Source organism: Pararhodonellum marinum (assembly GCF_015354735.1).
In the GTDB taxonomy this organism is placed as follows: Bacteria; Bacteroidota; Bacteroidia; order Cytophagales; family Cyclobacteriaceae; genus Pararhodonellum; species Pararhodonellum marinum.
Genome location: NZ_JACEFJ010000004.1, coordinates 271,755 through 283,766, shown reverse-complemented (window position 1 = coordinate 283,766; position 12,012 = coordinate 271,755). Strand labels below are relative to the sequence as shown.

The following is a 12,012-nucleotide window of genomic DNA, read 5'->3' as shown; positions in this document are numbered from 1 at the left end:
CAATCCCGAATGGGTTTAGCTGGGAAGCCAATATCGAAAAGATATTTCCCTAAATATCTGCTTTTGAATTGAAGACCTTTATAATTCAGTAGTGGAATGACTGGCAGACTGGACAAAAATCCCGTTGTCTTTGCAGGTTAGCCGTGAGTAAATCATGTAGGATAATTATAAAAATGTGTAACGGATAATTTTTTAAAGATGCTTACATTATCAAATCATTGAAATTCATCTACACATTCAACCCCAATAAAATGAACAATTTAAAAAACAGCATAGAAGCCTGTTTGGATTGTTTGGTGACATGTGAAAGGTGCATCATAGATTGCATCAAAGAAGGCAAACAAAATTGTATCACCATCTGTCGCGATTGTGCTGACATCTGCGCTTTATGTGCAAGATTTGATGCAAGGGAATCTGAATATGCAGGGCAACTGCATGGTGTGTGTGCTGAAATCTGCAGAGCATGCGCCGAAGAATGTGCTAAACACGCTTCTCACCACGACAGTTGCAAGGAATGTGCTGAGGCCTGTCAAAAATGCGCTGAAATATGTGGGGAACTTGCTTCTTCCAATTAGTATTCAGACACTTCTATATTAAATACAACTCGATAAATAAATGACCATAAATGATATAAAAGAAGAATTGAAGGAGGCCAATCAACCGGTTGCAAAATCGCTTCATCATGGGAAAGGGTTCAAAGTTCTCATTATTGGGTTCAGGAAAGGCATGATTTTACAGAAACATAAAGCCCATACGAAGTCTAAATTGACGGTTTTGGAAGGTGCTGTAGTCTATAAAGAGGAAAGTAGAAATGTAGCGCTTACGCAATATGAAGAAGTGGAAATACCGGTTGAAATCATGCATGCTGTAGAAGCCGTTGAGGACAGTCTTTGTATTTTGACACAGGGTGAATAGAAGTCCCCACTAAAAGCACATTGAATAATGTGGAACATTGATTTTTTTATTGATACATCATCTAAAGAAAGTGTCAGCTAAATTCGATTCCTCCTCCTAAGGATTCTTAGAAACTAGAGGTAATTTTTTTTTGGAAAATGCATTATTAGGTGTAACCAAATTTGAAATTTTTCAAACTATGCCAATTCCTTATACGGATAAAAATTGAATTACTTCATAGGCAAAAAGAACGCATTGACTTGAAAAAAAATCGTTTGAGAAAAATTTGTTCTTTAACACAGAGTAAGCCATTGAAAAAACTTGTGATTTTTTTGCGCAACCAAATAATTGCATATATATTTGCAACCATAAGGTAGCAAATAAGAAATAATGGATTTTAGAAGAGATGTATTTCAGGCCATTGCCGACCCGACTAGAAGGGCTATCATCATGCTATTGACAGTGGGTGCAATGACACCCAATAACATTGCCGATCATTTTCAAAGCAGTAGGCAAGCGGTGTCAAAACATATTAAGGTGTTGACCGAATGCGAAATCCTGACCCAAGAGCAACAGGGAAGGGAAATCTATTACCACCTCAACGCCGACAAAATGAAGGACATTGAAAAATGGTTGGATCAGTTCAAGGAGCTTATGGCGAAAAGATTTGACCAATTGGATCAAGTATTACAGCAACTAAAACAATACAAAAAATGAACCCAGCAATTCTTTTCAATTTTGAGGTGGACAAAACAAACCATTCCATCCACGTAGAGCGATCCTTCCCTGCCCCTATCGACTTGGTTTGGGCGGCTTGGACAGAAGCCGAAATTTTGGATCAGTGGTGGGCACCAAAGCCCTATCAAGCCGTGACAAAATCCCTGGATTTTAAAGTGGGCGGTCGTTGGCATTACTACATGAAAGGTCCAGAAGGTGACATCCATTGGTGCAGGTTTGACTACGAATCCATCGAAAAGGAGAAGTCCTTTTCAGGGATAGATGCCTTTTGTGATGAAAATGCCAACATGAACAATACCAAACCGAGGGTAAAATGGAAAAACGAGTTTTCCGAAGAAGAAAATAATACTTTGGTCAATATCCATCTTGAATTTAACTCATTGGAAGACTTGGAAACCATCATTCAAATGGGCTTCAAAGAAGGATTCACCGCAGGGTTGGAAAATCTGGATCAATACATCAATGCACAGTTTTACCTGAGATTGCAGAAAAAAACCAACAATCATGTGAGGGTAAATACCTACGTAAACTTCCCGGGCAACACCGAAGAAGCATTCAATTTCTACAGGAATGTGTTCAAAACCGAATTTGTCAACGGTATCCAAAGATTTGGGGACATTCCAGCAGATTCAGACCATCCACCCATTGCGGAAAATGTCAAAAAATTGGTCTTGCATGTGGAGCTTCCATTGATCGGCAACCACATACTCATGGCTACTGATTCACCAAAGGAAATGGGCTTTACCGTCGTACCCGGCAACAACATGCACATCAACTTGGAACCAGAATCTAGGGAAGAAGCAACACGGTTATTCGACGCACTCTCAGTAGGTGGAAAAATTGAAATGCCACTTCAGGATACTTTTTGGGGTGCTTATTACGGTAGCTTTACAGACCAATTTGGGATCAACTGGATGATCAATTACCAAATAAAATGAAAATCCCACATAATTTAAAATGGTTATCCGCTTCTTTGCCAGTAACCCTATACTCTTCCTCAAACGGGTCGGAAGCTCGAAGTCGGAAGCCGGATGTAATGGACATTTCATTTTGCTGTGGAGAATTAAATTGAATTACCAATTTATTGGCATCATTGCGTAAATACAAATAATTTAAATGCCCATGGCCAGATCAGGTTATGGGCTTTTCTTTTATTTACACCAATCCCCCAAGTTTCTCTCCAAATAAGGGTTTTTATGATATTCTATCTGAATATAAAATCATGGGGTGAAATGATTATTCCTAAGAAAAATTCCAAATTACCATTCACCTTCCTCACCAAGGGCTTGAAAAATCAGGACAGCAATAAAATAAGTGTGAAAAAAACATTAAAAGTATTATAAGCGGTCAATATGCCATTCAGCTTTCTTGCTAAAATCATCTTACCACGATAATTTTATACTTTGCACAATGCCTTAATGCTATTGATCATGAAATGATTATATAGAAAACGCCAAGACCCAATAAGAACGTGATGGCTAAGTGCCTAAAAGCCTATTAACCTAAAATAACCTATTAATGAAATGATGAAATACCAACAAAAATTTTCGATTAAAATGGGTCGGATCGTTTTCATTTTTGTTTCCTTGGTCCTAATATTCGGATGCAGCAAGGACAAAGGGATACCCCAACACACCACCTGGACCCATTATGGTGGCTCACCCGATCAATCCAAATATTTCAAATCGGACCAAATCACCAAAGAAAATGTTTCTCAATTGGAAGTCGCTTGGGTTTATCCCACAGGTGATGAAATGCCTTATTTTTTCAGTCCCATCATCGTAGATACTACCATGTATGTCATGGGTAAAAATTCTTCATTGATAGCTGTCCACGTGGAGACCGGTGAAGAAATTTGGATTCATGCTGGCTTAATGGGCTTAACCAGAAGGGGCCTCAATTACTGGGAAAGTAAAGATAAAAAAGACAAGCGACTGATATTTACCATCAACAATACCATTCAGGCCATAGATGCCATCACAGGCCAGTCCATATTGAGTTTCGGGGAAAATGGTTACGTTGACCTTCGAAAAGGTTTGGACAGGGACCATACCTCCATCCGCAGGATTCAACCTTTGATGCCCGGGGTTATTTATGACAACCTGATCATCATCGGATCAGCACCGGGAGAAAATTATTTTTCTCCTCCCGGACATGTCAGGGCCTATAATCTGTTGACAGGAGAAATGGAATGGATATTTCATACTATCCCCCACCCTGGTGAATTTGGTTATGATACCTGGCCAAAAGATGCTTACAAATATGTGGGAGGAGTGAATGTATGGAGTGAAATTTCTGTAGATACGGAAAGAGGAATCGCTTATCTTCCTGTGGGATCGCCTACATATGATTATTATGGCGTAGACCGGATTGGCAGCAATTTATTCGGAAATTCACTGGTGGCCTTAGACGCCAAGACGGGGAAAAGACTTTGGCATTACCAGACCGTTCACCATGACCTTTGGGATTATGATCTTTCACCCGCACCACAGTTGCTCACTATCAACAAAGATGGTAAAACCATTGACGTGGTGGCTGTGGCCACCAAACATGGATTTGTATTTGTTTTTGACAGGGTTACCGGCGAGCCGATTTTTCCCATTGAAGAAACACCATTTCCAAGCAGTGATATGCCAGGAGAAGAGGCGTGGCCTACTCAACCCATTCCCTCCCTTCCTAGCTTTACTAAGCATGAAGTCACCAAAGAAAACCTGAATCCACATTTTCCAGACAGTGTCAGAAACTTTTGGCTGGAAAGGTTGGAAAGTGCAAAATCAGGGCTCTTTGTTCCCCCGTCCGATAAGTATGAAACTGTGATGATGCCAGGCGCTTTGGGCGGTTCCAACTACGGGAACACTGCTTCAGATCCCGATCGGGGAATTCTGTATGTACAAACTCAAGAACACGTGTCGATCTACCAACTGAAAAAAGTAGAACCCCCAAAAATAAACTTGTCGGACAATGAAATCCAGAGGGTGAAATCCCTCTATGCGAGTTCATGTCAGACCTGCCACGGCGCGGACATGTCTGGGGGATCAGGACCCTCCCTGTTGAATATCGGAGAGCAACTGTTCTATGATGAATTCAAAAACACCATAACCAATGGCAAAGGTCAAATGCCAGGATTTGTCCATGTAGACGAAGAAACCCTCCGGGCCCTGTACCGATACCTTGGTGGCAACCCTAGAAGTTTTAACTTTAGAAGAAATATGGATACCAGTCCACCCGAAGGGCCTGTGGTCGCTTCTGGCGGAGCCACGATAAAACCCGACACAACAAGAGGTGCTGCCATGACGGATTATCCTGAAAATGTAGACCATCCTGATGTCCGATATACCACTGATTATGGACTGGAATGGCCTGGGCTAGCTGCACCACCTTGGTCTTCCCTAGTTGCTTATGATTTAAATGAAGGCACCATCAAATGGCGCAAACCCATCGGTCAGGATTCCCTCTATGTTCAGGGAGACCAAAGTAAAGGTGCTCCTGGTGGCGTATTGAGAAAAGGAATGATTGTCACTTCAACGGGAATCGTCTTTGCCACTGCCAAAGGGGGCAAATTGTATGCTTTTGATGCAGATAATGGAGATCTTCTCTGGGAAACCACCCTAAGTCATGAGGTAAATGCCCAGCCGAGTATATACAAGCACAAGGGAAAGGAATTTCTCGTCATCAATGCAACCTCCAATTTTACCAGAGACAGCTACGACCATTCCAAGAAACCCGGTGCATTGCCCAAAGGATACGTGGTTTATGCTATACCTGAAGCAAAGTAAGACCATGACCGACATTATTGAAAATAGGATTATTTCAAATAAACCAAACCTAGCACTTCTATGAAAAGATTGATGATATTTCTATTGATACTGATATCAGTAGACTCCTTCGCACAGGCTATACATGAACGGATAGTTCCGAATGATCCCGAGAAGTATAGAGAGCTCTCCGCTGTCCATGATGGCGCCGGAAAGATGGGTTTTACGCAATTGATAGGCCGAAATGATTTGGCATCTAACTTTCTTTACCTTCATGCTGGAAGGATAGAAGGAAGGTCAGGCATAGGCCACCATTTTCATCATTCCATCGAAGAAATGTTCGTGATCCTGGATGGGGAGGCCGAATTCACCATCAATGGCCGAACCTCAAGGATTAAAGCACCGGCAATTGTCCCTTGTAAAATGGGGAGTTCCCATGGTATATTCAATCCCTCAGAGGAAGGATTAACCTGGCTCAATTTTGCCGTGAGCAGTGTCAAAGGCAGAGGAGATGCTTTCGACTTGGGAGATACCCGTGAAGGAGCAGCAATAGACCCCATCCCCACTTTTGTCAATGGCCAACTGGACAAGGAAAAGCTTCGAGCCAATACCACTGCGTATGAAGGAGAAAATGTCCGCTACCGAAGGATACTAGGCCCGGAGGTTTTTAGGTCAGACTGGAACCATGTTGACCATGTGCTCATCCCTTCTGGAAGCAAAGAGGTGATCCGTAAACTTGAAGGTCTTGAAGAAGTGTATTATGTGACCAATGGAACTGGAACTGTGGCAATTGGTTCCGATAAGGGCAGTATCCAATCTCATGTTGCCTTTTTTGGCTCATTGGGTGAAACCCTTACTTTTTCCAATGAAGGATCTGAGGATCTTGAAATTTTGGTGATTGGAATCCTTCCTGCCAAACAGAGTGGTCGCACCATTGAAAAACCGCTGGAAAACCCAAAAGCAATGGTCTTACAAATGGACTTTGTGGTAGACAAGGCCAATGCCAAAGCTTTTGAAGAAATGTATTATTCCATCTATGTTCCTGCCATGGTTCTTCAGACTGGCTATCTGGGGTCCAAATTGTTGAGACTTTTTCCGGAAAAAATTGCCAAAGAAATTGAGGCAGAACCTACCACCTACAACTACCAGATCATGATTTCATTTGATACAGAGGAAAACCGGAGAAAATGGGTGGCAAGCAAACAGCATGATATTGCCTGGCCCGCAGCCTCCTCACTGGCTAAGGAATTCAAATGGAGAGGCTATGATGTCATGGGGGACGATGACAAAAAATAGCCGCTGAAAATGGGTGATGGTGATATAAGGATATTGTATTTAGTAGATCCTTATGTCTATCAGGTTCATTACTTTTTCGAGTAATAGTATGGATAATCAGTTTTTATAATGGTCCACAAGATAAAAACACAGCATTCAGATTAGACAGAGGTGTTTTCCTTGATTGTTACCTGAACCATTGTAAGGAAAGTCCCTATCAAAACAGGAATCAGGCGATAAAAAAAGGCGGTTTGATTGAATCAAGCCGCCTTTTTAATTGAGATTTATTTACTAGTTATCAAGGTCATTGCGTATCCCAGAAAACCCTGGAAACCAAATCATTGGGCCTGATAGCAATTGCAGCCGCATAGCTTTGGGCATTTGCAGAAGCTTCACGGTCAGGGTAAGACATTCTTCTTACGAATCCTCCGTTCAGGTTGTTATTGAAGAGATTAGGCTGCAAATCAGGATATCCACTTCTTCTGAAATTGGCCCAGGCTTCACCACCGTTTCTGAGATTTACTACCCAGTATTGGGTATTGATGAGCTCCAGCGCCCTTCCTGCATCGAAAAGCACTCCCGGTTCATTGAGATAGGCGTTGATTTCCGCGTCAGTGATCGGCGAGGTTGCAGGGTATAGTTCATACACCTGCATGTCTGCCCTGATGGCATTTTCATAATAGGTGCGTACGTCACCGCTTACCCAACCTCTGTGAGCTGCTTCTGCCAGAAGTAAAGAGGTCTGGGCATAAGTAACCCAAAAATCCGGGGCTGCAGGTGAAGCTATCGCCCATATATTCATCTGAGAATAGTTCAGACCACCTAACCGACTGCCTCTGTAAGGCCCGTTTGGATCGGCAAGATCTGTACTGATCACCCCAATGGGTACACCAAACTGATTGGCCAGCTCCGTATCAGGTTCCGGATCATTTACCACCGCCGCCGGATCGGTAAAATTCGCCAGAATAAACTGGGCACGCGGATCATTGGTTGACTTCAACTGTTCCACAAAAGGCTCAGCTGCATAATAGAAGTAGGAAAAGTCGCGCAAGCCATTGTTGGCTCCCTGTGTAAACAATGATCCATCGTATTTCACATAAGCATTGTCATCATTGGAAGTCATCACCCCTCCTGCAAATGCTTCTGCCACAATAGACTGGGCCTTGGAAGGATTGACTTTGGAATAGCGCATGCCCAATCTCAACAGCAGAGAATTGCCAAGTTTTCTCCACTTTTCCACCTGTACCGTCGCATTGGCTGAAGGGTTTTCACTGTTTGCACCATAAAAAAGGTCCTCCGAAACAAAATCAGCCCCTGGATTTAATGCCGCCAAGGCACCGGTGAGCTCACTGTACAGGTCATCGTAGATGGCTTCATCAATGTCATATACAGGAAAGAAAATCTGTTCGATAACTGCCTTTCCTGCTTCGGAATAGGGAACATTTCCATAAGCATCCACCAAACCCATAAACACCTGGGCTTTCCATATGCGGATCATGCTTTTCAGATTGACCCGGTCGGTATCTTCACCTAAAATTTCCAATGCCTGAACCATAAGTCTCACATGTCCGGGACCGGAATAAGCCGAATTCCATCTTCCGGAACTCCTGAGATCAATGTCCTCGTTGAAATTAAAACCGAGTGTAGCACCCTGGTTGTAAGGGTTCACAAAATGTTGGACGATGGTGTGTTCATCTTCCCAACCTCCAAGTGGAGTCCGTTGTGCTCCTGCAAACAAAAGCGCAGGATTAATTACCGTTACCGCATAGGGGTCTGTGTTGATTTCAACAAAATCCTTATCACAGCCTAGTGTGCTCAGCAGAACAGCAGATACGATTATATAATTTTTTAGCTTTTTCATAATTCTAAAATCTAACGTTTAAGCTGAAATTGTAATTACGGGTAGTCGGAAGTGACGAGTTTTCATATCCTGCCCTGAAGTCGCCGGATGACTGAATGGCTTCGGGATCCAACCCTACGAAGTCCCTATGAAGGAATGCCAGGTTTCGGACTGCTGCCGACACTGTAAGACCACCTATAGTACTCAAGAAAGGTACTTTACGCGCCGCATCCGTAAGATTGTACGCTAGGGATACATTTCTTACCCTGATAAAATCAGTGCTGAAAATAAAAGGGTCTCCGATCTGAAGGTTCCTGTAGTCGGCATAGAAAGCCTGAAGGTTTGTAACCGCCGTGGTGTTGGGTTCTCCCGAACTTGCATAAACGCTGTTGGGAACAATAATGCCGTTTTCGCCTTCTCGTCGGCCTTCCAAAGACAGTTTCGAATGGCCCTGTCTAAGCATATTTAAATGGGTAGCTGACATTACGGTACCACCAAAATTGTATTCAATATGAACACCCAGGCTTAGTTTTTTATAAGTGAAAGTGTTGTTCCAACCTCCTACCCACTTAGGAATCGAACTGCCTATGGGAAGAAATCCATTGGTCAACTCGGCTCCCGGCGTAGCACCTGTAGTGGCAAGTAAGCGACCATCATCATTTACCAAGATCTGCCCGGCTTCATTTCTCCTGTAAGTTCTGGTGTACAATTGGTTCATCGCCAACCCCTCGGTGTATCTCAGTTCTCCAAGAAACTCATTTCCTGTTCCATTGAAAAAGATCACCAGAAGGGTTCCACTTTCATTACCCACATCCAGTACGTTGGTATACAAGTAGGAATTGTTCCAGGAAGATGTCCATCTGAAATCACTGGTTTGAATAGGTGTCACTTCAATCAAAGTTTCCAATCCACTGTTCCTTAATGAGGCCTGGTTTTGTCTTGAATTGTTATAGCCTGATGCATTGGAAATGGTGACATCAATGATTTGATCTTCAGTCACTTTGTCAAATACAGCAACATCAAAAAGCACCTTGTTGTTGAACAGCCTCATTTCAACGCCAAGTTCTTTTTCTGTAACATTATAAGGTTGGATCAACGCATTTGGGGCTAAAGTCCCGCTGATACCAGCTATCGTCTGACCGTTGAACTGATTTGGGTTGATGGAATATCTGAGTACGTTCTGATAAGGACTTGCACCGTTTTCTCTTCCTGCCATGGCCCAGGATGCTCTAACCTTACCGAATGAAAGCCAACTTGAACCTTTCAATGCCTCTGAGAAAACGAAACTTCCCGATACTGAAGGATAAAAAGCACTGTTGTTGGCAGGATCCAGCACTGAAAACCAATCCTGACGTCCTGTTATGTTCAGGAACAGCATATCATCATATCCAAACTCTGCCCAGCCGTACAGTGAATTGACTCGGAATTCACTGAAGCCAAAGCCAGGCTGTCTTACCGAACCGTTTTCAATGGAATAGAGATTCGGGACAGTAAAATTGGTCACTGTTTGATTGTTTGACTGGTTCTGTACTCTCCAGGTATTGCCTCCAAAATTTGCGTCGACGGTTAATTTGCCGAACTCTTTATAAGCACCCAAGATAAAGTCAGCATTTATATCAGTCGATACACCCTGTCTGATATTATAACTTCCTCTGTATGAACCATCTCCTGCAAAAAGACTTGTGGCTCCTGATCCATTCAATTCATTCCATTCCTGAAAACTTGACCCACGGTTATAATTGTATCTTCCTTGGGCAAAAAGCCAATCTGTGATTTGATAGCGCAGGGTGGCTGTTCCAAGTAGGCGGTTTCTGTCATCGTGGAAGTATTGGCCGTTTTGAATGTCATAGTAAGGGTTGTTGATTGTTCCAAGGAATCCATTTGTCCTAAGTTCAGCACCGGTAACGGGATCGGTAGAGTTTTCCCTATATGCCTCAATTGGCGTGGAAATACCCACTCTGGTGAAGAAGTTGACAGCCCCTCCGCCCTGCGTACCGATCTGCGGGGGATTGATGTTTTCTTCGTTGGCATAATTGATATTCAACTGTAGCTTGAGTTTACTTGTGATGTCATGGTTGATGCCTACATTGAAAATCCTCTTTCTGTATTCATTGTTGGGCACAATCCCTTTTGCATCAGTATCGGAAAAAGAAACCCTGAAACTTCCCCTTTCGCTTCCCCCTGACAGTGCTACAGTATTGGTGAAATTTGATCCATTGCGTAAAAAATCAAACAACTGATGGGGATAAGCGGAGTAGGGCCTCATAACCCCATCAAAATTCATCGTGGGCACCCCATCCAATCGGGCACCAAAACCAAACTGACCAAAAGTCTGCGCATCGCCTTGGGTCATGGGGCGATTGCCGCCTGTGCCTATACCATACTCGGTCTGAACAATTTCATCCATATAGTTCAGAGGTTCCATAGTTGTAAAGCTGGAGGTGAATTCAACTCCCATTCCACCGTCTTTTTTCCCGGACTTGGTGGTGATGATAATGGCACCTGCAGCGGCCCTTGCTCCATAAAGCGCTGCCGCAGTGGCCCCTTTCAGCACAGTCATGCTTTCAATGTCATCTGGATTGAGGTTCTGTAAATTATCCCCTTGGTCACGTTGTGCCTGTTGCCCAGCCCCGTTGGCTCCCCTTGCTTCCTGATCCAGAGGCAAACCGTTGATCACAATGAGCGGTGCGTTGTTGGATCCGGCAAATGCGGACTGTCCACGTAAACGAATCTGTGTACTGGCACCTGCTCCGGCCGCGGGTGCAGTAATGTTCAAACCTGCTACCCTACCGGTAAGCGCCTCCATCACATTGGTGGTCCGGTTGACCACAAGTTCTTCGGTATTGACTGCGGTCACAGAATATCCGAGCTTTTTGGTGTCTTTTTCTATACCCAGTGCGGTGACAACCACCTCCCCCAACGACACCAAATCAGGACTCAGAGCCACATTGATGATGGAACGTCCGGCAATGGCTTCTTCTTTGGATAAAAAGCCGATAAATGAAAAAACCAGAATGCTGTTTTCATCGGGTACATCGATGGTGTAGCGACCATCCAAATCGGTAATTGCCCCGATGGTGGTGTTTTTTACCGATACCGTTACTCCGGGAAATGGTTCCCCGTTTTCATCGGTGACGGTTCCCGAAATTCCTATCATTTCGGGGTTCATGGCAGTCACCATAGGATGACTTGAATAAAGATGTGAAATTTCTGCTTCAGAAGCATACCGATCATTTTCGATGGCATTTGCTCCTTCATGAAACAGCAGAAATAACCCGCACAATGCGTACACTTGTTTCATGGTTATTGGGTTTAATGTTGAACATGAATTCTGCAATGCAGATACATTTTCTTCAGCTGACCAATCCGTTGTTTACCCAATAATCATTGGAGCAATCTACATATCACAATCAGATCAAATGAAATGGAAATACACGACAGAAATTTTAATAAATGTTCAAAATACATTTATTATATTCTTCCAATTAAACCCAATGTAGATTTTTGAAC

At 43.2% G+C, this 12,012-nt stretch carries 8 protein-coding genes; 6 read left to right on the top strand and 2 right to left on the bottom strand.

Features of this window, described 5'->3' with window-relative positions; translation table 11 throughout:
• Positions 1-251 precede the first annotated feature (251 nt).
• The 6 genes from H1A14_RS10625 (at position 252) to H1A14_RS10600 (ending at position 6,683) form a co-directional block, all read left to right on the top strand.
• Entirely contained in the window at positions 252-575 is a 324-nt protein-coding gene (locus H1A14_RS10625; RefSeq protein ID WP_194776223.1) for a four-helix bundle copper-binding protein, read from the top strand.
• Between the two features lie 40 nt (positions 576-615).
• Positions 616-915 (top strand): cupin domain-containing protein, encoded by a 300-nt coding sequence (locus H1A14_RS10620; RefSeq protein WP_194776222.1) that lies wholly within the window; start codon positions 616-618, stop codon positions 913-915.
• Between the two features lie 369 nt (positions 916-1,284).
• A complete protein-coding gene (locus H1A14_RS10615) occupies positions 1,285-1,611 on the top strand; it encodes an ArsR/SmtB family transcription factor (RefSeq protein WP_194776221.1) in 327 nt (108 codons plus the stop codon).
• Entirely contained in the window at positions 1,608-2,570 is a 963-nt protein-coding gene (locus H1A14_RS10610; protein ID WP_194776220.1) for an SRPBCC domain-containing protein, read from the top strand. Before H1A14_RS10615 ends, H1A14_RS10610 begins: the two co-directional genes overlap by 4 nt.
• A 585-nt stretch (positions 2,571-3,155) precedes the next feature.
• Positions 3,156-5,408, top strand: a complete 2,253-nt coding sequence (locus H1A14_RS10605) for an outer membrane protein assembly factor BamB family protein (RefSeq protein ID WP_194776219.1) — start codon at positions 3,156-3,158, stop codon at positions 5,406-5,408.
• A 60-nt stretch (positions 5,409-5,468) separates the two neighbouring features.
• Positions 5,469-6,683: a cupin domain-containing protein gene (locus tag H1A14_RS10600; protein WP_194776218.1), complete on the top strand. Its 1,215-nt coding sequence runs from the start codon at positions 5,469-5,471 to the stop codon at positions 6,681-6,683.
• Positions 6,684-6,966: 283 nt separating this feature from the next.
• Here the strand turns inward: H1A14_RS10600 and H1A14_RS10595 are convergent, their stop codons facing one another.
• Both H1A14_RS10595 and H1A14_RS10590 read right to left on the bottom strand, forming a co-directional pair.
• Complete coding sequence (locus H1A14_RS10595; protein ID WP_194776217.1) at positions 6,967-8,523, bottom strand: SusD/RagB family nutrient-binding outer membrane lipoprotein; 1,557 nt, start codon at positions 8,521-8,523, stop codon at positions 6,967-6,969.
• A gap of 4 nt (positions 8,524-8,527) precedes the next feature.
• Positions 8,528-11,803, bottom strand: a complete 3,276-nt coding sequence (locus H1A14_RS10590) for a SusC/RagA family TonB-linked outer membrane protein (protein WP_228527727.1) — start codon at positions 11,801-11,803, stop codon at positions 8,528-8,530.
• Positions 11,804-12,012 lie beyond the last annotated feature (209 nt).

Coding starts and splice junctions, on each gene's coding strand:
- H1A14_RS10615 (WP_194776221.1), top strand. CDS start 1,285: ATGGATTTTAGAAGAGATGTATTTCAGGCCATTGCCGACCCGACTAGA.
- H1A14_RS10600 (WP_194776218.1), top strand. CDS start 5,469: ATGAAAAGATTGATGATATTTCTATTGATACTGATATCAGTAGACTCC.
- H1A14_RS10625 (WP_194776223.1), top strand. CDS start 252: ATGAACAATTTAAAAAACAGCATAGAAGCCTGTTTGGATTGTTTGGTG.
- H1A14_RS10605 (WP_194776219.1), top strand. CDS start 3,156: ATGATGAAATACCAACAAAAATTTTCGATTAAAATGGGTCGGATCGTT.
- H1A14_RS10610 (WP_194776220.1), top strand. CDS start 1,608: ATGAACCCAGCAATTCTTTTCAATTTTGAGGTGGACAAAACAAACCAT.
- H1A14_RS10595 (WP_194776217.1), bottom strand. CDS start 8,523: ATGAAAAAGCTAAAAAATTATATAATCGTATCTGCTGTTCTGCTGAGC.
- H1A14_RS10590 (WP_228527727.1), bottom strand. CDS start 11,803: ATGAAACAAGTGTACGCATTGTGCGGGTTATTTCTGCTGTTTCATGAA.
- H1A14_RS10620 (WP_194776222.1), top strand. CDS start 616: ATGACCATAAATGATATAAAAGAAGAATTGAAGGAGGCCAATCAACCG.